The organism is Chryseobacterium sp. CS3K3.1 (genome assembly GCF_059515165.1).
On sequence record NZ_JCAKRV010000015.1, the window covers coordinates 106,948 to 128,127 of the forward strand.

At 37.9% G+C, this 21,180-nt stretch carries 18 protein-coding genes; 13 read left to right on the forward strand and 5 right to left on the reverse strand.

The genetic code is table 11. The features are described 5' to 3' along the window. Nucleotides 1-130: 130 nt before the first annotated feature. On the forward strand, nucleotides 131-616 hold the full coding sequence (locus AC5YGI_RS15130) for a hypothetical protein (protein WP_330746460.1): 486 nt from the start codon (nucleotides 131-133) through the stop codon (nucleotides 614-616). 65 nt (nucleotides 617-681) lie between these two features. Here the strand turns inward: AC5YGI_RS15130 and AC5YGI_RS15135 are convergent, their stop codons facing one another. After that, complete coding sequence (locus AC5YGI_RS15135; RefSeq protein ID WP_110011593.1) at nucleotides 682-1,071, reverse strand: Fur family transcriptional regulator; 390 nt, start codon at nucleotides 1,069-1,071, stop codon at nucleotides 682-684. 86 nt (nucleotides 1,072-1,157) lie between these two features. Between AC5YGI_RS15135 and AC5YGI_RS15140 the strand changes: the two genes are divergently transcribed. The 3 genes from AC5YGI_RS15140 (at nucleotide 1,158) to AC5YGI_RS15150 (ending at nucleotide 4,178) form a co-directional block, all read left to right on the forward strand. Then, complete coding sequence (locus AC5YGI_RS15140; protein ID WP_330746461.1) at nucleotides 1,158-1,496, forward strand: MerC domain-containing protein; 339 nt, start codon at nucleotides 1,158-1,160, stop codon at nucleotides 1,494-1,496. A 3-nt stretch (nucleotides 1,497-1,499) separates the two neighbouring features. Further along, nucleotides 1,500-2,702, forward strand: coding sequence for a GTP-binding protein (locus AC5YGI_RS15145; RefSeq protein WP_496168896.1), 1,203 nt, complete (start codon nucleotides 1,500-1,502; stop codon nucleotides 2,700-2,702). Nucleotides 2,703-2,780: 78 nt separating this feature from the next. Continuing rightward, complete coding sequence (locus AC5YGI_RS15150; RefSeq protein ID WP_496168897.1) at nucleotides 2,781-4,178, forward strand: alkaline phosphatase; 1,398 nt, start codon at nucleotides 2,781-2,783, stop codon at nucleotides 4,176-4,178. An 83-nt stretch (nucleotides 4,179-4,261) separates the two neighbouring features. Here AC5YGI_RS15150 and AC5YGI_RS15155 read toward each other — a convergent pair whose 3' ends face one another. Continuing rightward, nucleotides 4,262-5,086, reverse strand: a complete 825-nt coding sequence (locus AC5YGI_RS15155; protein ID WP_454510507.1) for an anti-sigma factor — start codon at nucleotides 5,084-5,086, stop codon at nucleotides 4,262-4,264. A 1-nt stretch (nucleotide 5,087) separates the two neighbouring features. Continuing rightward, a complete protein-coding gene (locus AC5YGI_RS15160) occupies nucleotides 5,088-5,657 on the reverse strand; it encodes an RNA polymerase sigma factor (RefSeq protein ID WP_330746465.1) in 570 nt (189 codons plus the stop codon). 252 nt (nucleotides 5,658-5,909) lie between these two features. Here AC5YGI_RS15160 and AC5YGI_RS15165 point away from each other — a divergent pair, with 252 nt between their 5' ends. The 7 genes from AC5YGI_RS15165 (at nucleotide 5,910) to AC5YGI_RS15195 (ending at nucleotide 17,311) form a co-directional block, all read left to right on the forward strand. After that, nucleotides 5,910-6,479: a fasciclin domain-containing protein gene (locus AC5YGI_RS15165; protein WP_496168900.1), complete on the forward strand. Its 570-nt coding sequence runs from the start codon at nucleotides 5,910-5,912 to the stop codon at nucleotides 6,477-6,479. A 77-nt stretch (nucleotides 6,480-6,556) separates the two neighbouring features. After that, complete coding sequence (locus tag AC5YGI_RS15170; protein WP_110011587.1) at nucleotides 6,557-7,267, forward strand: ferritin-like domain-containing protein; 711 nt, start codon at nucleotides 6,557-6,559, stop codon at nucleotides 7,265-7,267. A gap of 23 nt (nucleotides 7,268-7,290) precedes the next feature. Further along, nucleotides 7,291-8,106 (forward strand): ferritin-like domain-containing protein, encoded by an 816-nt coding sequence (locus AC5YGI_RS15175; protein WP_454510504.1) that lies wholly within the window; start codon nucleotides 7,291-7,293, stop codon nucleotides 8,104-8,106. Between the two features lie 401 nt (nucleotides 8,107-8,507). Further along, nucleotides 8,508-12,434, forward strand: coding sequence for a response regulator (locus AC5YGI_RS15180; protein WP_454510503.1), 3,927 nt, complete (start codon nucleotides 8,508-8,510; stop codon nucleotides 12,432-12,434). 12 nt (nucleotides 12,435-12,446) lie between these two features. Then, complete coding sequence (locus tag AC5YGI_RS15185) at nucleotides 12,447-12,803, forward strand: response regulator transcription factor (RefSeq protein WP_330746469.1); 357 nt, start codon at nucleotides 12,447-12,449, stop codon at nucleotides 12,801-12,803. 9 nt (nucleotides 12,804-12,812) lie between these two features. Continuing rightward, the gene (locus tag AC5YGI_RS15190; protein ID WP_330746470.1) at nucleotides 12,813-13,880 is read left to right on the forward strand and encodes a HEAT repeat domain-containing protein; all 1,068 of its coding nucleotides are present in this window, start codon (nucleotides 12,813-12,815) and stop codon (nucleotides 13,878-13,880) included. Next, entirely contained in the window at nucleotides 13,874-17,311 is a 3,438-nt protein-coding gene (locus AC5YGI_RS15195; RefSeq protein ID WP_496168902.1) for a sulfatase-like hydrolase/transferase, read from the forward strand. Before AC5YGI_RS15190 ends, AC5YGI_RS15195 begins: the two co-directional genes overlap by 7 nt. Here AC5YGI_RS15195 and AC5YGI_RS15200 read toward each other — a convergent pair. Beyond that, nucleotides 17,308-18,543, reverse strand: coding sequence for a YaiO family outer membrane beta-barrel protein (locus tag AC5YGI_RS15200; protein ID WP_330746472.1), 1,236 nt, complete (start codon nucleotides 18,541-18,543; stop codon nucleotides 17,308-17,310). The two genes, AC5YGI_RS15195 and AC5YGI_RS15200, sit on opposite strands and share 4 nt — an antisense overlap. A 189-nt stretch (nucleotides 18,544-18,732) precedes the next feature. On the opposite strand from AC5YGI_RS15200, the gene xth reads away from it, so the two are divergent. Then, entirely contained in the window at nucleotides 18,733-19,512 is a 780-nt protein-coding gene (gene xth / locus AC5YGI_RS15205) for an exodeoxyribonuclease III (protein WP_446105791.1), read from the forward strand. A 70-nt stretch (nucleotides 19,513-19,582) separates the two neighbouring features. Here xth and AC5YGI_RS15210 read toward each other — a convergent pair whose 3' ends face one another. Further along, nucleotides 19,583-20,371, reverse strand: coding sequence for an XRE family transcriptional regulator (locus AC5YGI_RS15210; protein WP_110011579.1), 789 nt, complete (start codon nucleotides 20,369-20,371; stop codon nucleotides 19,583-19,585). 437 nt (nucleotides 20,372-20,808) lie between these two features. On the opposite strand from AC5YGI_RS15210, the gene AC5YGI_RS15215 reads away from it, so the two are divergent. Next, nucleotides 20,809-21,093, forward strand: coding sequence for a bacteriocin-like protein (locus AC5YGI_RS15215; protein ID WP_002979306.1), 285 nt, complete (start codon nucleotides 20,809-20,811; stop codon nucleotides 21,091-21,093). Nucleotides 21,094-21,180: the final 87 nt, after the last annotated feature.

Consider the following 21,180-nt stretch of genomic DNA (forward strand, 5'->3'; position numbering starts at 1 on the left):
GGCGGGCTTTAGCCCGCTTATTTTATAAAGTATCCTTCCATTGGCTTTAGCCGAAACTTAAAATATTTTCTAACATAAGTGATTAAATTTTAAAGCCGTATCTTTACGTCACCAAACAAAATATTACAATATGTCATTTATAACACCGGAAGGAGCCAGGAAGGCTCAGCTATCCCTATCTGAAAGAGCACCCGTTGCTCATGCTATTCTCTCTGGGAAAGAGAACATTTCGAAATACAACAGTGGAGTATGTCATGATGTGGTTGCTTATGCATTATATATGCGTGGTGCCAGCATAAGTCCTACTCAGCTTGCAGAATCGGCAGGACAAAAATGGTTAACCTTATTCAATTATCCGGCGGGAGAAAAGTGGGATGGATATACCCCTATTCCGGCAGGAAAAGCCATTGGTTTTTACAGGCTTATCGACAAAACATTCTTTCATTCGGCTATTACTACGGGAAATGGTAATGAAATCCGATCTGTTAACGGTTTTTCATTGGGATCAGCATGGAATGTACCTGTAGATATGAAATGGGTACTGGGTAAAAAGAATTCTGACGGAACCTTCAATTATGATGGTACCAAGATAGAAGTCTATATTTCTTCTTTATAACAGAATTTATATTTCAATACAATAAAAGGCAGATCAGCATATTCGCTTTTCTGCCTTTTTACTTTTTAAGCATCGGCACATTTCGGACATATCCCGCTGATGATAAAATTATATTCCTGCGCGATAAAATGTTCCGGCAGACTGATTTCCGGAATAGCGTTTTCAATACACGTCACGGAATGACATTCCTTACAGTTAAAATGTACATGATTATGAAAATGCTGTTCATGGGTACATTTTCCACTGCACTTTGCAAAATTCACTACACCATCAATATTGACGATCTTGTGTATTGCACCTTCGTTTTCAAGCCTTTCCAGAACCCTGTAGATGGTTACTCTGTTGCACAGATCTCCCAGTTTCTTCTGAATATCAGAATGGGTAAGGGCAACATCCGAACTATTAATAAGGTTTAAAATTTCAGTTTTGGCGTGAGTATTTCTGACCTGTTTCATATTTTAGTGCAACAAAGTTGCGTTATTTAAATTTTTATCTCTACTTTTGCAACAAAGTTACGATAAGAAAATTAATCCATACTATTATGAAATCAAAAATTCTTGATGCTGTAGGAATCTCCGCTGCTGTTTTATGCCTGATTCATTGTATTGTCTTTCCACTGCTATTAATTGTTCCATTGGGAATTTCCCATAATCCTTATATTGACCTTGCTTTCCTTTTTATTGGAGCCGTTGTAGTATTGAGAATAACAAAGAAAATGGAAAAACGGTGGCTGAAGTTTCTGTTCTGGATATCATTAAGCCTTATTTTCATGTCTATATTGACAGATTTTCTGTTTGAAGTTCATCTTCCTCTGATCTATATCGGAGCTGTCGGTTTGATTACAGGCCATATCATCAATTTTAAAAATCATAAACATTAAAACATGACTAAGAAACTTCCTGTAACGGTACTCAGCGGATTTCTGGGAGCGGGTAAAACGACACTACTGAATCATATTCTGCATAACAAACAAGGTTTAAAAGTAGCTGTGATAGTGAACGATATGAGCGAAATTAATATCGACGCACGCCTGGTTGAAAATCAAAATACCCTTTCAAGAACAGAAGAAAAACTGGTAGAAATGAGTAACGGATGCATCTGCTGTACACTTCGTGAAGATCTTATGGTAGAAGTGGAACGTCTTGCCCGGGAAAACCGTTTTGATTACCTCCTTATTGAAAGTACGGGAATCAGTGAACCGATTCCTGTAGCCCAGACCTTTACTTATATTGATGAAGAGAGCGGAATAGATCTTTCCCGTTTCAGCTATGTAGATACAATGGTAACGGTGGTCGATTGTTTCAATTTCATGAAAGATTTTGGATCTAATGAACTACTGATGGACCGCGATCTTACTGATATGGAAGGCGACTACAGAACGATTGTTAATCTTCTGACTGATCAGATTGAATTTGCCAACGTGATTATTTTAAACAAAACAGATCTTATCAATACTGAGACACTGGGCTTTTTAAAAGCAGCAATCAGGAAGTTAAATCCGGAGGCGACCCTTTTACAATCGGAGTTTGGAAAAATTGATCCTCAAAAGATTTTGAATACGCAGCTTTTTGACTTCGAAAAAGCAAAGTCATCCGCTGGCTGGCAAAAAGAATTACAGGCTGATCATCACACCCCGGAAACTGAAGAGTATGGAATAAGTTCACTGGTTTTCAGAGATAAAAAACCCTTCCATCCCATAAGACTCTGGGAATATCTGAATCATCATTATCCGGAAGGAACCATCAGAGCAAAAGGCCTGTTCTGGCTGGCTTCAAGACCTGATGATGCATTGAATTTTTCTCAGGCAGGAGGTTCTTTCAGACTTGAAAAAGCAGGAGTCTGGTGGTGCAGCATGCCGATGAGCCACAGGGTTCAGTATTCATCATTTTCAGACAATCAGAAGTTTATAGAAAGCAGATGGGATAAAAACTGGGGCGACAGGATCAACGAACTGGTGTTTATCGGCCAGAATCTGGACAAAGATCAGATGCTGGCAGATCTTCAGCAATGTCTTATTAATGAAAAAGAAAAGGAACAATTCGATAAGAAACTAAGTTTTGAGGATCCGTTCCCAAAGAATATTTAAAATTAACTTTTAATTAATGCAACAAAGTTACGATAAAGAATTAAATATGATAACTTTCGGCATTATTTCAAAAACAATATGGACAGAAGAAAATTTCTAAAAGGATCTGCAATACTTTCAGGATTATTAACCTTATCGCCATCTGATCTCTGGAGCTTCGGGAAGAATACCGAACTGCACAGGAAAGGAAAAGCTAAGAATATTATTTTTATGATCAGTGACGGGATGAGCCTTGGAACGCTTTCAATGGCAGATCTGTATTCACGGAATATTTTAGGAAAAGGAAGTAACTGGCTTAATCTGTATCATGATAAAAAGGTAACCCGTGCTTTGATGGATACCGCTTCAGCAAGTTCTGTTGTAACAGATTCTGCTGCCGCAAGTTCAGCCTTTGGAGGAGGAATCCGAGTGAAAAACGGAGTTTTAAACATCGGAGCTAACGGAGAGAAACATCTTCCGATATGGCAGCAATATAAAAAAGCAGGAAAAAAAGCAGGCTGCGTGACTACGGTAACCATTACTCATGCTACTCCTGCCGGATTCTGTGTAAATTCTTCGAAAAGAAATGCTGAACCCCAAATTGCTGAAATGTACGCCGAACTTGAACTCGATGTGCTGTTAGGTGGTGGAGATGAATTTTTTAATCCCTCCAAAAGAGAAGACAAAAAAGACCTCTATTCTGTTTACAGCAAAAAAGGATACAGAATTCTGAAAACACAAAATGACCTGAAAGAAATCAAAGAAGGAGAGAAGCTGCTAGGTATTTTCAATACAGGAGCGCTTCCTTACAGCATCGACAGAACTCATCTTCCGGAATATAAAAATACACCTACTCTTGCTGAAATGGCCAATACTGCTATCCGTCAGATGAAAGATCATCCCGAAGGTTTTGTCCTTCAGATCGAGGCCGGAAAAGTAGACTGGTCTGCCCATGCCAATGATGTAGCGGCACTCATCCATGATCAGCTGGCATTTGATGAAGCGGTGAAAACCGTCATGGATTTTGCCGAAAAAGACGGAAATACTTTAGTCATCATCACTACAGACCATGGAAATGCTAATCCGGGAACTATTTACGGAGCAGAGGCTACTACACATTTTAACAGCATTTCAGAATACAAATACACCAATGAATACATTCTGAACAAGATTAACAAAGATGATTCGGTAAAAGATATTAAAGACTGGATTTATGAAGGCAACAAGATTACTCTGAATGACGATGAAGCCAGGCATATGCTAAGTTTCTACAACGGTCTTGAAAAAGAGGAAGCAGGACTTTATAATTACAAAAAACTGCCTTTTAAACTGTATTCAGAAATTCAGAAAAGCAGGAATTCTGTGGGGTGGATCAGCATGGATCATTCCGGAGATTACGTGGAAGTAGCGGTTTATGGCCCCGGAAACGAGCTTTTACAGCCGTTTATTAAAAATACAGACCTTCATGATCTGATGCTGAAGGTCTGTCTGGTATAGACATTCATATTTTTTCATATTTAATTATTTGGGAGATACGAGGCGGATTGATTGTGTCCGCCTTGTTTTGTATCAACAGGGGTTTAGATTTCCCCCATTACAAACATATTTTCCATAGTCGGAACGCTGCTTCCGCCTTCTTTTTCAAGCGTAATAGCAAAAGCCTGAGCTTCCGGTATACTGGCCAGAGCAATTCTGCTGTCTTTATCTTCGGTGTACATTCCTGCATTGACCGGTTTTCCATCTTCTATGGCCCAAAGCTGATACTGCATACCTTCAGGGGCTTTAGGAAGTTTTTCCGCATTCAGATACACTTCTTTTGTTTTTTTATCCCAGAAAACCATGGCTTTGGCGTCTGTATGCTTTTCTACGCCCTTCAGCATCACCATCTGCATATCGGGATTAGAAATCATATCCATCTTTCGATTCATTTTTTCCATAGCCTGATCCTTCTGCTTTTTATCAGCTATCATTAAAGCTATTTCTTTTTGGCTGGCAGACTGGCTGTTCATCCAGAATACATTTCCGGCAACACTTACCAGAAATAATACCGAAGCTGCTATAGCATAGGTTTTCCAAGGAGTATTTTTCCTGAAATCATTTCTCTCTATAGCACTTTCTGTTTCTCTTTTTACTTCAGGAATATCTGGTGAAAGAGCAGGAGTTATTTCTTCAACCACCTGTTCCTGCTGAATTTTGTTCCAGATCTTCGATTTCAAATCACCAGGAGGTGTTACAGCCTGAGCTGTAGCAAGATGTTCCAAAGTTTTCTGCGCTTCTTCAAAAGCTTCTTTTACTTCAGCATTATTCTTCATCACACACTCCAAAATCCCTGCTTCCTCGGGAGAAGCATGGCCAAGAATATAAGATTCTATAATTCCGGATGATATGTATTCTTTAGTGTTCAATTTATTGATAATCTTTTAGCAAATCCTTTAATTTCATCAGTGCATTCCGCATTTTCGTTTTTACCGTTCCCAGCGGTATCTTCAGTTTTTCTGATATTTCATGTTGGGTATATCCCTGGTAATAAGCAAGGTCGATGAGCTCCTGTTTGTCTGTTTCCAGACCTTCCAGCACGTTATTAAATCCGATATAATCGGAAGAATGGTTAGTCGTTGAAAGCTCGGCAGTATTATATACGAAATCCGGAAGTGGTTGGTTTTTAAGCTCATTCTGGAAAGCTTTTGATTTTAAATAATCAATGGCTGTATTCCTGGCAATATTGATGATCCAGGTATAAAACCTCCCTTTGGAAGCATCATACTGATGGATAGAGTTCCATATTTTAACAAAAACATCCTGAATCACTTCTTCGGTATATTCCTTAGACTGAACGATCCGAAGAATAATTCCATACAACGCACCGGAATAGTGGTCATACAGATAATGAAAACCGTTTTCGTTTTTTTCTTTTAATAAAACGATAAGCTCCTCTTCAGAATAGGTTGTTTTAATAATATTTATTTTTCTGTTCAAATGTAATAAAATAAAAGACATAATCAACAAAATCCAATACATCATTTATTTCGTACATGTTTTCCTGAAAATTATTGAAAAATATTCAATACGAAAATTATATTTCAGGAGTTAATTTTATTTTATAGTAAAAATAATACACTGAAAATCATATAGTTACAATTTATTTTGTTTTTTTTCAATCTAAAACAAAACCGGCCTCGTAAATGATTTTAAAAACACATTCAATATAATTAACTAAAAATCAACGTAATGAACACACAGTCAAGAATCACAGTTTTAGCAATGGTAGTTTTATCATTTGCTTTCAGTGGGAAGGTAACTGCACAAACGATGAAAGAAAAAACAGTAATGGTAGGGGGAGCTCCCATGTATCCTTCTAAGAACATTATTGAGAATGCGGTCAACTCAAAGGATCATAAAACCCTTGTAGCTGCCGTAAAAGCTGCCGGTCTGGTAGAAACATTACAGGGTGCAGGACCTTTTACCGTATTGGCACCTACAGATGCAGCCTTTGCCAAACTTCCGAAAGGTACCGTAGAAAACCTTGTAAAACCTGAAAATAAAGCGATGCTTACTTCTATTTTAACCTATCATGTTCTTCCAGGAAGGTATAGCACTAAAGAAATATGGGCCGCTGTAAAAGCAGGAAACGGAAAAAGCATGATGAAAACTGTACAGGGTGAAGATCTTACATTCTGGACAAAAGGTAAAAATCTTTACATAAAAGACGCAAAAGGAAACAGCGCCAAAGTAACGATTGCTGATGTAAACCAGTCTAATGGAGTGATTCATGTAATCGATACAGTATTGATGCCATAACAAATTCTAAGTTTCAGACAGCATATTCCAATGTGCTGTTTTTATCTCCTTTTTATCCAACACTAAAAATAAATACTATGAAAAAAACAATTCAGGTTTCTAATCAGGGTGCAACCCTTGATACCAGCAGAAGAAGCTTTTTAAAACTAAGTGGAGTAGGATTGGCTATTGCAGGCCTTACCATCATCGGATGTAATGATGATGATGACTTCCAGATTATAGAAGAATCAAAGTATGATCTTGGAACCGGAGATGTAGGGGTATTAAATTATGCCTATGCTTTGGAACAGCTTGAAGCAGATTTTTATACAAAAGTGGTGAACAATTTTTATACAGGAATTTCCAGTATTGAAAAAGAGATTTTTACAGACCTCTATCATCACGAAGTGATTCACAGGGATTTTTTCAAAGTTGCTATTAGTGGTGCTACAGATCATGTGCTTCCTAAGCTTGAATTCCAGTATCCGAATGTAAATTTTAATGATAGAAATTCAGTACTGGCTACAGCAAAGGCATTGGAAGACACCGGTGTTGCAGCGTACAATGGAGCAGGAAAATACATTTCCAATCCCGCTTATCTCGTGATTGCCGGTAAGATAGTTTCTGTGGAAGCCAGACATGCTTCTGCCATCAGAAATTTAATCAATCCCGGATCTGCAGATTTTTCAGGAGATGATGTGATCGATGCTAACGGACTTGATCTTGCCAAAGAGCCCAAAGATATCGTAATGGCTGCCGGAGCTTTTATCAAGACACCATTTACCTGGAAAGAAAGAGGAATCAACTAAACATCACCCTAAAAACTCACATTATGAATATTCTTAGATTACTGGATAAGCTTTCTGATGATAAATTTTTCACCAGGGAAGCATCAAGATTAGAAACGATTACTGATATTTCATTATTTGGAAAAAAAGCAGCGACAGCAGCTGTACCCCTTGGTTTGGGAGCTATGATGACCACCCCTGCCAAAGCAGAAACTACCAAAACAGCATTAACAGGTACTGCTTTAAAAAGTACCCTTACAGATGCTTTACAACTGGCGCTGGTACTGGAATATCTTGAAAATGAATATTACAGCATAGGATTGTCAACCCCGGGACTGATTCCCAATGGAGACAGAACCGTCTTTATGCAGATTTCAAAGCATGAATCCGCTCATGTAAGTTTTCTGAAAAGTACACTGACTTCTTTAGGAACAACTCCCGGAAATAAACCTATTTTTGATTTTACAGCCGGCGGAAACTTTATGCCTTTTACAGATTATAACCAGTTTCTTATCCTTGCGCAGGCTTTTGAAGATACCGGAGTGAGGGCTTACAAAGGGCAGGCAGGAAATGTGATGTCCAACAAAGTGGTTCTGCAGGCAGCGTTACAGATTCACTCCGTTGAAGCCAGACATGCCTCACAGGTAAGAAGAATGAGGGCGAACAAAGGATGGATTGAGCTTGCCAACGGAGGAAGTATGCCTTCCGCCACCAATCCTGTTTATGCAGGAGAAGAAAATACCAACCAGGCAGGTTATAATACCGGAACTTTATTTGGTGCTGCAGCAGGTTCTGCAGCGTACGACGAAATTTTAAGCGGCAGCGATGCACAGGCCATTGCTTCCCTGTTCATAGTATAGTTGTGATTTGGATGATGATAAGTGGTGAGTCCATTTCCGTATTTTTCAGGGAATGGACTTTTTTATCAATCGTCAGGCCTTAAGAAAACACATAATCAATATCTTATATTCATCCGGATCTACCCACTAAGCATCATATTTCCTATATGGTGCATTTTGTTTCATAATTCTTATTACTTCCATATAACTTCAGAATTCCTAGAAGATAATCAAAAATTAACACACATATAGGTTTATTAACATATTTACTGTAATAGAATACAAAATTATTTCGTAATTTGGTTTACTTATTAAAATAATAATTTAATGCGCTTAAAAATATTTAAAATATAAACTTTAAGGCCTTGATTATCATTTTTTAATAATCAAAAAAGAAAAGTCTCTAATTGTTGATATAACATATGAAGAAGTATCCAATTCCTGCGAATGAAGAAAGCCGAATGAAGAAACTGGAGTATTTTGGTCTTTTAAACCTTGAAAAAGATCCCCAGTTAGATATTTTTGCAGAAACCGCATGTCTGGTGACAGACTGCCCGGCAGCACTTATAGCCATGATGGAAAGCGAAACCCAGACCATCCAAAGCTGTGTGGGGCTTGCCCTTGATTTTGTAGACAGGAAGAATACTGTATGCCAATATTCTATCGCAAGTGGAGATATAGTAGTGATCAATGATACTTTACTGGATGAAAGATCTTCTGATAACCCGCTCATTCTGGCAGGAGGAATCCGGTTTTATGCAGGAGTACCTCTTATTGATGATGAAGGATTTGTATTGGGAACCATCTGCGTTATCGACTATAAGCCTAAAACCATTACGGATGATCAGATTTCAACCCTGAAAAAAATAGGAGAAGCAGTCACAAAAGTTCTCATGGGAAAAAGGAAAAATATCCAGGCTGAGTATTTTCAGCAGACTTTTACCATTTCCAATAATCTGATCTGTGTTCTGGATAAGGATTTTGTGCTGAAAGATGTGAACCCGACTTTTGAGAAGGTGTTTCAATTAGATAAAGCAGAGGTTATCAATAAGAATTTCATAGATCTGATAGGGAATCACAATTCTCAGCTGCAAATGCTTTCCAAAAATCTTCCCGATACCGACGAAGAAGTTACATTTACAACTTCAACAAAGATAGATGATACTCAAACCATCATAATTGAATGGTATTTAAAGCTCAATCAAAACCACTCGGAGATTTTTTGTTTCGGAATCAATATCACCCATCGTATCGAAGAAAAGAATAAACTGGAAAGCTCTGAACGCCGCTTCAGAAGCTTCTTTGAAAACGCCATAGGATTGATGAGTATGCATGATATGGAAGGTAATATCATTGCTGTCAATGAAAAAGGAAGAGAAACCCTGCAATATTCTTCTGAAGAAGTAGAAAAATTGAATTTGAGAGACCTTGTTCCCAAAAAAAACTGGTATCTTCTTGAGCAATATCTCGAAAGAATCAATAAAAACCAGGAAGATTTCGGAACCATGATCCTGAAAACAAAAGGAGGTGAAGAAATGATCTGGATGTACCACAATCTTGTGGAAATCAACAAAGAAGGGAATCCTTATGTGGTAAGTACTGCCCTGAATGTTACGGAAAGAATAAGTTTGGAAAAAGATCTTGTTCATACCAAAAAGATGCTGGAACAAACAAGTGCCGTTGCCCAGGTGGGAGGATGGGAAGTCAACCTGAAAAACAATACCGTTTTCTGGTCACAGTCTACCAGAGAAATCCATAAGATAGACCGGGACTTCCAGCCTGATTTTGAAAATGCACTGGGTTTTTACAGTGAAAAAAGCCGCGAAAAGCTGGAATTTTTATTCGAAAAGGCTGTAAAAGAAGGCGTTCCCTACGATGAAGAATTACAGCTTATACAAAATGACGGCGTGATGATCTGGGTAAGGGTAAAAGGGATCCCGGAATTTGAGGATGGAGTATGCACCAGAGTCTACGGAATCATTCAGAATATTGATACCTTCAAAAATATCTACCTTGAGCTGGCCAGGAAAGAGGCTATGCTGCAATCTTTTGTAAAATATGTACCTGCTACGGTAGCCATGTTTGATAAAGATCTCAATTATGTTTCTGTAAGCAGAAGCTGGAAAGATGAGTTTCAGATGAATGACATCAGGCTTATTGGTGAAAATATGTTCAAGATATCGCCCAATGTACCGGATGAAAGGTTAAAAATATATCAGGATGCCCTGGCCGGGAAAGCCTATAAAAATGAAGACATGGCTATAGAAATTCCTGGTAAAGAAATCATTCAGCATTACAGTGTAGAGGTGACACCATGGTATCTTTCCAATAATGTTATAGGAGGAATTATTGTTTCTGCCCAGAATATTACAGCTTCAGTAAGAATCAACAGAGAACTGAAAAACGCCAAGAAAATGGCAGATATTGCCAGCAATGCAAAAACTGAATTCCTAGCCAACATGAGCCATGAAATCCGGACTCCTCTGAACGGGGTAATCGGTTTTTCCGACCTTCTTTTAAAAACTCCATTGAACGAGATACAGACTCAATATCTCCATTATATTAATGAATCAGGAGAAAATCTGTTGAATATCATCAATGACATTCTTGATTTTTCTAAGGTAGAATCCGGGAAAATGGATCTTATTGTGGAAAAAGCCAATATTTACGATATGGTAAGTCAGGTAATCAATGTTATCCTTTACCAGTCGCAGAAAAAAAATATAGAGCTACTGCTGAATATAGAACCGGGACTTCCTGAAACAATCTGGCTGGATGAATCGAGGCTGAAACAGATTTTAATCAACCTTCTCGGAAATGCCGTAAAATTTACAGAACAGGGAGAAATAGAACTTAAAGTAGAAAAACTAAATCTGGACAGCAAAAATATCAAACTCAGATTTTCCGTAAGAGACACCGGAATTGGTATTCCTAAGGAAAAACAGCAGCATATTTTCGATGCCTTTACCCAGGAAAACAGCTCGATCAGCAAACGCTATGGAGGAACAGGTCTCGGATTGACTATTTCCAATAATATCCTGAAATATATGGGCAGCAGCTTATCATTGGTAAGTGAACTTCATAAAGGTTCTGTCTTCTATTTTGATATAGAGGTTCCTTATGAAATATCTGATCGTCATGAGGTTGAAGAACTACCAATCAATAAAGTTCTTATCGTAGATGACAATGAAGCCAACAGAATTATTATTCAGCACATGCTGGCTTATAAAAATATAGATTCAAAGCTGGCCGCCAATGGAATGGAGGCCCTTCAGATATTACTTGCCGGAGAACGCTTTGATGTGATCCTGATGGATTACCATATGCCTGTCATTTCCGGGCTGGAAACCATAGAAAAAATTAAAGACCTGTTTGATCAACAGAAAGAATCGTCTCCTTTGATTATCCTTCATACCTCATCTGAAGAACATGATGTTATTAATTATTTCCGTCAGGAAAACGATTCATACTTCCTGTTAAAACCTATCAAATCAGAAGAACTCTATAAAACATTAAGCCGGGCCGTGAAAACTACGGAAAAAGAGGTCACCAGCATTTCAAAGAAGGAAACAGAGGCATCCTTTCTGATGCAGTCGCCACAGGTTTTACTCGTGGATGATAACCCGGTTAACATGGTTCTCAACCATAAAATGATAGGTTCATTGATTCCTGATGCGGAGCTTACAGAAGCTACAGATGGGCTTCAGGCATGGCAGCTCTGTCAGGGGAAAAAATTCAATATCATTTTAATGGATGTTCAGATGCCGGTAATGGATGGTATTGAAGCTACAAAACAAATCCGTTTGCTTCCGGAATATTCCGATATCCCGATTATTGGTGTCACTGCCGGTAATGTGTTGGGAGAGAAGGAAAAGTGTCTGGATTCCGGGATGAATGACTTCCTTCCTAAACCTTTAAGACAAAATGATCTGCTGGAAATACTGAAAAAATACATTCCTGGTGAAAATAATGTTCCAGATCAGAATAATGTTCCGGACGAGAATACCACAAATACAGAAAATGATCTCGATATAAACCTTCTGAACGAACAGATAGGTGATGATGATGAAGATTTTAGAAAAATATTCCTGGATCTTGTCATGCAACAACTCATTCAGGCTGAAGAAGATATTAAAAAACACGCAGCTGAAAAAGACAGTACCAATCTGAAACTGATCCTTCACAAGCTTAAAGGAACAGCCGGAACAGCGGGGTTGGTAACACTTACAAAAAATACGGCCAGCTGGGAGAGTAAAGCGGAACCCGACATGGATTTTATCTCCATGGAAAAAGAAATGATCCGGGAAATAACAAAAGGATTACAATTAATTAAAAATTTAATACAATAAAAAACCAAAATTATGCTGATTCTAATCGCCGAAGACGACGAACTGATTCTAAAAACGATTGAACATAAATTAGTAAAAGAAGGGCACGAAGTGATCCTGACCCGCAACGGGAAAGACGCTATTGAAACCCTTAAAACCAGGGAAGTAGATCTGGCCATCACAGATATTATGATGCCTTTTGCTTCCGGAATTGAAATACTTTCTGCCATTAAAACCATGGGCAAGCAGATACCGGTAATCATGCTTTCCAGCATGGGGCAGGAGGAAGTAGTACTGAATGCCTTCGATTTGGGTGCAGCCGATTTTATTGTAAAACCATTCAGTCCCAATGAATTGATACTAAGAATAAAAAGATTTTCTTCAAAATAAACGACAACCATGTTTCTCACCACTTCTGTGCATTTTCTCTTTCTTGTTTTTCTGGGAATGCTATCTTTAGTACTTTTACTGATCATCGTTGTACTGATCTACAGCTTTTATCAGTACAGAGAATCTATCCGGGTTTTCAGATGGTCTGAAATGATCAATAAAAAGATCTCAGAAGTAATTGTATATGGTGAAGAAGAATTGGCTGCAGACACTAACTTTTCAACAGCATCTGGTAATCCTTCATTCAGAAATCTGTTTCTTCAGAAACTGGCAGAATCCGAGAAAAAATTTTCCGGAGCAGCACAGAATAAACTTAAAGATTTATTTCATGAATATGGCCTTCAGAAAGAAGCATTGAAAAAACTCAATCAAAAGAAGGAACATATCATTGCTGGAGGAATACAGGAACTTACCGCCATGCACGTACAGGAAGCGTTGCCAAAAATTTCTACATTTTTAACCCATCCTTCAGCTCAGGTGTATCAGGAAGCACAATATGCAATGGTTAACTTTAAGGGTTTTGAAGGTCTTCATTTCCTGAACAGCATTTCAACCAAAATATCAGAATGGCAGCAGCTTCGTCTGCTTATTTCCGTAACACATATTCCGGAGAATTCCCGAGACAGCATTAAAAGCTGGATGGAAAGTTCTAATGAATCCGTAGTTATTTTTACCCTTAAACTCTTAAGAAAATTTCAGATATTATCTCTCTATCCAACAGTAACTGATTTGTTGAATCATCCATCTGCTGATGTACGGGTTCAGGCAGTGCAAACTTTATTATCGCTGGAAAATTCTTCAACAATCGCTGATCTTATAGAAATCTATCCACATCAGCCAGCTGAAGTACAGAAAGAGATTCTCAAAGTCATGAAAAAGTCAAAAGACCAGTACAGTACGGATTTCCTGAAAGATCAGTTATTGGAAAATCCGGATTCAGGGATAAAAGTATATGCAGCAGAAGCTTTATGTGCATTGGAGAAACAGGAATTCCTGAAAGAGATATCCCAAAAGGAAACCTCTTCTGAAGAACTCATTCAAATTATTAAATACGCATTACAGGAAAAAGCATGTTAGAATTCTCACACATCATCTATGAAGTTGTTATCTGGCTGTTTCTGATTTACGGAACAGCAGTAGCCCTTATCTATGGCTGGATAGGAATTTATGCGCTTGGCGCTGTATTACGTTATAAAAAAGAAAATACATTTACAGACTACAGTATTATTGCGGCCAATCCCAATGCTCCGGTGTTCAGCGTTATTGCTCCGGCATATAATGAAGGAATGACCATTGTAGAAAATGTACGTTCACTGTTATCCCTTTACTATCATAATCTGGAAATTATCATTGTAAATGACGGAAGTAAGGATGATTCCATTCAAAAGCTGATTGAGGCTTACGAACTTGAGTCTGTAGCTTATTTTATTCAGGGAAAAATTGAAACCAATGCAGTAAGAGGAGTTTATAAAAGTAAAAATCCGGCCTTCAAAAAACTGATTGTTGTTGATAAAGAAAACGGAGGAAAAGCAGATGCCTTAAATGTTGGAGTCAATATTTCTTCCGGAGACTATCTGGTCTGTATTGATGTTGACTGTATTCTCGAGCAGGATTCGATTTTAAAACTCGCAAAACCAATGCTGGAGCAGACTGATAAAAAGTTTATTGCCTGCGGTGGAGTGATTCGTCTGGCCAACAATTGTGTCATTGAAAACGGAAAAGTAGTAAGTGTCAATATGCCGAAAACCCTACTGGGAAGAACACAGGCATTGGAATATATCCGGGCTTTTGTACTGGGACGTATGGCATGGTCCAGAGCATCAGGACTGATCCTGATCTCCGGGGCTTTTGGAGTCTTTGACCGGAAAATTGTACTGGCCTGCGGCGGCTATGATAAAAACACAGTGGGAGAGGACATGGAGCTGGTGGTAAGAATGAGAAAGTATATGGAGGAAAAAAACGAGCCTTACGAAGTACTTACCATTCCGGATCCGCTATGCTGGACAGAAGTTCCGGAATCCAAAGATATTCTCAGAAAACAACGAAACCGATGGATGCGCGGCACCATGGAAACTCTGTGGAAACACAGAAAACTCATGTTCAATCCGAAGTATAAAAAATTAGGGATGATCAGTCTTCCTTATTGGTTCTTCTTTGAATTCCTGGGTCCGCTCATTGAATTTTCAGGATATATTATCTTTATCATCTTTTTATTGCTGGGAATTATCAACTGGCCCTTCTTTCTGATCTTGTTTGCCCTCGTCATCTCAATGGGATTCCTGTATTCCATTTATGCGATATTGGTGGATCTTGTCAGCCATCAGGTTTATACCAAAAGAAAGGACTTCCTTAGACTGATTGTTACTGCTTTTTCCGAACCTTTTTATTTCCATCCTATTGTGGTAAAAGCAGGGGTTAACGGATTTATAGATTATTTCAAAAAATCTCATGGCTGGGGCGAAATGACAAGACAGGGCTTCAATCAAAGCACCCAGCATTTACCGCTGAAAGAAAGGATATATGCTATTCTTCAGGCAGGACTTAAAAAATGGGGAATGCTGGCGTTGGCATTCTTTGCTTTATTTTTATTAGGAGTCGCCGCAGAATCACTGTGGTACAAATATACTTTTCCAAAATTTGAAACATCAGCCATTATTGGTCATCTTTTCTTGGAAAACATTTTATTTGCGCTTCAACTGACATTCTGTGTCGGAATTATATATCTGATTATTAATTTTGTCAAAGAAGGCTGGGCAAGAATTCTGGGAATAATCACCCTGCTTATTGTAGCAGTTACTCAATATATTTTGTTCCTGTATTTTTCTGAAACCCGCAATGTTTTGGGTGCCGACCTTTTATACTACAGCAAAGAAGAGATGAAGCAGATTTTGCAGGCAAGCGGAATGCTGAACTTCAAAAACTTTGCATTGCTGGGAATTTTAATCATTGGCTCCTTGATTCCTTTGTGGATTGCAGGAAAAGCAGCTTTAAAATCAATCTATCCGGGAATGATACTATTGATTTTCGGGTTAGCAGCATTCTTTATTCCTTCCAATGTAGTGGGAGCAAGGATTTTGAGTTCCGAAAGTGAGTTTAATCAAAATGCGGCAAAAAGTAAATGGGCTTATTTTTTTAAATCCAATGAAGATAATTTTATCAGTGACCATCCGGAACTTACTGATTTGCTGAGCGACAATGAAGATTTTACTGCCAATGCAGAAATGATTGATAAAAATTTTCCGTTCTGGAGAAAAGAAAACACACCGGACTTTTTAGGTTCTTACTTTAATCGATCTGAGAAAGTTCCCAATCTTGTTTTTCTTGTGATGGAAGGTTTCGGACATGCGTATACTTCCCCAAAAGGATATATCGGAAACTTTACTCCTTATCTTGATTCTTTATCCCATAAAGGATTGTATTGGGAAAACAGTTTAAGCTCAGCAGGAAGAACATTCGGAGCATTACCATCATTAACGGGATCTCTTCCCTTTGGTAAGAACGGCTTCCTTGAAATAGAACAAACACCGGAGAATTTCAATCTCTATAACATCCTTAAAGCAAACGGTTTTGAAACCGGATTTTATTACGGAGGTCATGCATCATTTGACCGCTACCGTGAGTTTCTGGAGTACAGCGGAGTAGATCATATTATAGACCAGGCTTCCTTCAGCAGCCCTTACCGTAAGCTTCCAGCGAGCAACGGAGAGAGCTGGGGATATGAAGACCAGGCTGTTTTAAGTAAAATGCTGCAGCAGCAAAAACCCCAGAATCAGCCTTATTTCAATATGATTCTTACACTTTCAACACATAATCCTTTTTTAATCAATAATAAAGACTATTATGAAAAGCTGTACAATCAACGACTTAACTCCGGAATTTTAACTCCTGAACAGAAAAAATGGGCATCTGCCCACAAAAATCAGCTCATTTCGGTATTGAATGCTGATGATGCTATGAAAAATTTCTTTGAAAATTACAGCAAACGGCCGGACTTCAAAAACACTATTTTTGTCATTACGGGAGATCACAGTATGCCTGAAATAACCTTAGAATCTAAAATTGACAGATTCCATGTTCCTTTATTAATCTATTCTCCGTTATTAAAAGAATCAAAGCGATTCTATAAAACAGTAAGCCATTTTGATATTGCGCCTTCCATTCTGGCGTACTACAGAAACAATTATCAAATCAATACCCCTTCTACTGTTACATGGGTAGGACGTGGCTTTTCCGCAGATTCTGAAATCAGCAAGGCAGGAATCCCTATGATGCAGAGTAAAAACCAGCTTATCGATTTTGTATCTGAAAAATATTATATCCATGACGGGCAGCTTTTCACCCTAAAAGATATGGAAGAAGATGCTTCCAATGATGCTGCGGCCATGAACAGGATCAACGCCAGGTTTAATCAGTATAAAAGCATGAATACCCGGTTTTATTCCACAAAGAAACTGATGCCGGATTCGGTAATGATTAATTTTAAGAAAAAAACAAAGTCAAAGTTTTAAAACTTCCGGGTGTAGCCTAAAGTAATGTCAAACTGATTTCCTTTCTCACCCGGACGGAATTCCTGGTTATAATACATGGTTCCTACAGAAAAAAGATTGACAGAGCGGTAAGAGAAATTATACTCAGCACCTATTTTAAAAGTTTTAAGCTTAAAGGTTTCATTTTCCAGAAGGTTATTTCGGTATTCTTCCGGGCTTATCCCGGTACCGATCTGAAAGGCAACATAATCCTGAGCGCCTTTTGTGTAATATCTCACCGTTCCGGTATAAGAATGTGAAATATTTTTACTGCCAGGTGTAATATAAGTACGAAGGTTGAACCAGAAATTTTTATAATATTTTCCTACAGCCGCAGTATACATCCAGATACTGTTGCTGAAATGAAGCTGACGGTAACCCAGCTCTGCCTCAAAACTATGAGGAAGATTGGCATTCAGGGAAACTCCGGTACGGTATTTCGGAAACAGACCTACATCATCAGAATATCCTCCGCCTACATAAAGGTAGAACATTTTGGAAAGTCTTGGATAGGCTTCCAACTCAATCTGTGTACCACCTTGTGCAAATTTGTTCGCATAGTTTCCACGAAGGATCACGGAACCAATAGGTGTAATTCTTTTGTAACTTACCCCCACGATATGCCAGTCATCATCAAACTGTTTGTCAAAATGGGAATAGTTGTAAATAATTCCAACAGCATTTTTAGAAGACAGATCCTTGATTCTTACTGCAAGGGCCCTTGCTTCTGTATTTTTGGGATTAATAGATAATAGAGTGGTTACCGCTTTATCAGCTTCTTCATAATGATCCATTCCAAAATATACTTTTGCCTTCAGCAGCAGTAATGCCTCAGATTTTGAATGATAGGAAAGTCCTTTATCTATAATTTCGATAGCCTTTGTATTCTGATCATTCCAGTATTCCAGTGAAGCATACGCCAGGAAATAATCTTCATCCTGAACCTCTCTTTTTCCAAGATCTTCAAACACAGCTCTTGCCGCTTCAATATCTTTATTCCAGGTATATAATCTTCCTAAGAAAACAGAAATATCGGTATAATTGGGAGCTTTTGCCAGCGCCTCTTTTGCCAGGGCAATAGATGTAGTATAATCTTTCTGTTCAAAAGCGGTGGTACGGGCTTTAACAAACAGTTCATCAGCAGTAAGATTCTGCTGGCCATACATTGTAATGGGAAAAAGTAATGCTAATAAAAAGGTCGGATATCTTTTCATTGAAGTTTATTATTAATGAGCTACATCTTTATCACAAATATATTGAACTTTTATCTCTCTACCCAGAGATTATTCATCAAAACTTATCTTTTTAAGATTATTATTCCGCAAAATATCAAATAATAGATATTTATGATGGAATAATTATTGTCGTAATTGAAAAGAATTGATTTTCTAAAAACCTTCATCATGAAAATAGCAACTTATAATGTTAACGGAATCAACGGCAGGCTTCCTGTTTTGCTGAAATGGCTCAAGGAAGCTTCACCGGATATTGTCTGTCTTCAGGAATTAAAAGCTCCTCAGGAACGTTTTCCTTTACAGGATATCAATAACGCAGGGTATGAAGCGATCTGGAACGGCCAGAAAAGCTGGAACGGAGTAGCCATACTGGCCAAAAATAAAGAGATAACTGAAGTACAAAGATCTTTGCCTGGTGATGCAGAAGATGTTCAAAGCCGGTATATAGAAGCTATTATTGATCAAATGGTCATCTGCTGCCTGTATCTTCCCAATGGAAATCCTTATCCGGGGCCTAAATTTGATTATAAATTATCGTGGCTCAAACGTTTTAAAAGACGAACCAATCAGCTTATCAAAATGGAACTTCCCGCCATCCTTATCGGTGATTTCAACATTATTCCGGAACCTGTCGACGTTTATAAACCTGAGCGCTGGGAAAATGATGCCTTATACAGAACAGAAGTAAGAAAAGCATTTAAAGAACTTCAGAAAAAAGGCTGGCTGGATTCTCTGCGAAGTCTTTATCCTGATGAGAAAATCTATACATTCTGGGATTATTTATACAAAGCCTACGACCGCAATGCAGGAATGAGGCTGGATCATATTTTATTAAGTCCTTATCTTCAGCCGAGATTATCATCCGGTGGAGTAGACAGCCATGTGCGGGGTTGGGAAAAAAGCAGCGATCACGCTCCGGTGTGGATTGAACTTTCGGATCATCCTTGATAACTGAAGTCCCTATATAAAAAACTCCCGGTATAAAACCAGGAGTCTTTATATGATATCTATTTAAATATTAAGATTGCTTGCGGCGGCGGCCTGAAACCTTTTTGTCAAGATCCCTGATATCCTGTCTCAGTTCACGGAACATCTCTTTAAAATTGTAGCTTTCATAATCACCCGGCTCGAAATCTTCCGGGAAAATTCCTGAAGCATACTGCCAGATTTCCACTACTTCTTCAAAAGGAATATCATAAGGCTCGTAAAATGAATTATCAGCACTTACGCAAATTGCATTTTCCTTTCTTTCTTTAAAACGCTTGTAGGTAATTCCATCATTTAAAGTAACAAAAACATAGGTTTTACCTGGTTTCAGTTCATTAATTCCTTCTACATATTTTCCTACAATATAAGACCCACTTCTGAAAGGAGGCATAGAATCACCATCCGCAGGAAAAGCCCTGTATTTACCATTGGTAAGAAAAGGAAGAGCAATACGCTGAAGACTTTCAATGTATTCTATATCGCTATAACCTTCCAGATACCCCATTGATGCCTTCTGAGGAATAATTTCTATGGTATCGTTTCCATGAGTATCAACTGCTACCGGAAGAACGATTCTGTTATCAGGAAGCTTTAGCATTTCATCTATCGGATGCTTTTCAATATCTACAGAAAGCATAAGATCAATACTCACATGGAAATATTTTGAAATTTTTACCAGCAGCTCGATAGGAGGCTCCGAAATTCCGTTTTCATATTTTGAATACCGGACTCTTGAAATCATTAGTTCATCGGCTACATTTTGCTGGGAGAGCTTTCTCCTGGCTCTTAAAAAGCGTATATTATTTGAAAAAACTGACATTGATATAAGTATGTCAGCAAAAATACAAAATTTGATTCCTTTATCAACCAACCCAAGTGGGTTTTACCCGATAAGAGTACAAATTTCATCGATGTTTTTTTATTTTTTATCTAAAATAAGAAAATCCAGGTATTTCAGCTTATCGATTTTACCTGTTACAGCTCTTTGTAAACGGTTTTATCCACATTGAAAAATAAATATCAATAATTAAGATTTAATGCAAAAATAATAACTCCAAACTCCATAAATTGAGTTATGTTTTTTAACTTTTAGAAAATCAATCACATATAAGTGAAAATATTATTCACATTAATTCATATTTATATTAATGAATTATTAAATAATATAAACATATAATTAATTTATTTAAAATAATTTGCAATTCTATTATTATTATTCATATATTCGTGATGTAATAATCATATAAAATTATAGTTATGAAAAACTTAAAAAAATTGGACAGAAACGAATTAAAAGCTATTTCAGGTAACGGATTACTAGATCCAATCGGCGGACTTCTAGGTGGACTAGGAGGAGTAGTTGGTGGAGTAGTAGGCGGTGTAGGTACTATCGTTGGTGGCGTAGTTACTGGCGTAGGATCTACAGTAGGTGGAGTAGTTGGCGGTGTAAGCACTGTTGTAACTAACGCTTTATGCCAGACACAATGTGTTGTTAATGGTGTAATCCACATCAAATTACTTGAGTGCGGATCAACTTGCTAGTCAGAAAGCATTACATGTAAAAATTATGAGGCTGTCTCAAAAGGACAGCCTTTTTTATGGTCGTATTTTTTTGTAACTTATATTTTT

Bases quoted from the DNA above. Each gene is read 5' to 3' on its own strand.
- AC5YGI_RS15130 (WP_330746460.1), top strand. From the start codon at position 131: ATGTCATTTATAACACCGGAAGGAGCCAGGAAGGCTCAGCTATCCCTA.
- AC5YGI_RS15135 (WP_110011593.1), bottom strand. From the start codon at position 1,071: ATGAAACAGGTCAGAAATACTCACGCCAAAACTGAAATTTTAAACCTT.
- AC5YGI_RS15140 (WP_330746461.1), top strand. From the start codon at position 1,158: ATGAAATCAAAAATTCTTGATGCTGTAGGAATCTCCGCTGCTGTTTTA.
- AC5YGI_RS15145 (WP_496168896.1), top strand. From the start codon at position 1,500: ATGACTAAGAAACTTCCTGTAACGGTACTCAGCGGATTTCTGGGAGCG.
- AC5YGI_RS15150 (WP_496168897.1), top strand. From the start codon at position 2,781: ATGGACAGAAGAAAATTTCTAAAAGGATCTGCAATACTTTCAGGATTA.
- AC5YGI_RS15165 (WP_496168900.1), top strand. From the start codon at position 5,910: ATGAACACACAGTCAAGAATCACAGTTTTAGCAATGGTAGTTTTATCA.
- AC5YGI_RS15170 (WP_110011587.1), top strand. From the start codon at position 6,557: ATGAAAAAAACAATTCAGGTTTCTAATCAGGGTGCAACCCTTGATACC.
- AC5YGI_RS15175 (WP_454510504.1), top strand. From the start codon at position 7,291: ATGAATATTCTTAGATTACTGGATAAGCTTTCTGATGATAAATTTTTC.
- AC5YGI_RS15180 (WP_454510503.1), top strand. From the start codon at position 8,508: ATGAAGAAGTATCCAATTCCTGCGAATGAAGAAAGCCGAATGAAGAAA.
- AC5YGI_RS15185 (WP_330746469.1), top strand. From the start codon at position 12,447: ATGCTGATTCTAATCGCCGAAGACGACGAACTGATTCTAAAAACGATT.
- AC5YGI_RS15190 (WP_330746470.1), top strand. From the start codon at position 12,813: ATGTTTCTCACCACTTCTGTGCATTTTCTCTTTCTTGTTTTTCTGGGA.
- AC5YGI_RS15195 (WP_496168902.1), top strand. From the start codon at position 13,874: ATGTTAGAATTCTCACACATCATCTATGAAGTTGTTATCTGGCTGTTT.
- AC5YGI_RS15200 (WP_330746472.1), bottom strand. From the start codon at position 18,543: ATGAAAAGATATCCGACCTTTTTATTAGCATTACTTTTTCCCATTACA.
- xth (WP_446105791.1), top strand. From the start codon at position 18,733: ATGAAAATAGCAACTTATAATGTTAACGGAATCAACGGCAGGCTTCCT.
- AC5YGI_RS15210 (WP_110011579.1), bottom strand. From the start codon at position 20,371: ATGTCAGTTTTTTCAAATAATATACGCTTTTTAAGAGCCAGGAGAAAG.
- AC5YGI_RS15215 (WP_002979306.1), top strand. From the start codon at position 20,809: ATGAAAAACTTAAAAAAATTGGACAGAAACGAATTAAAAGCTATTTCA.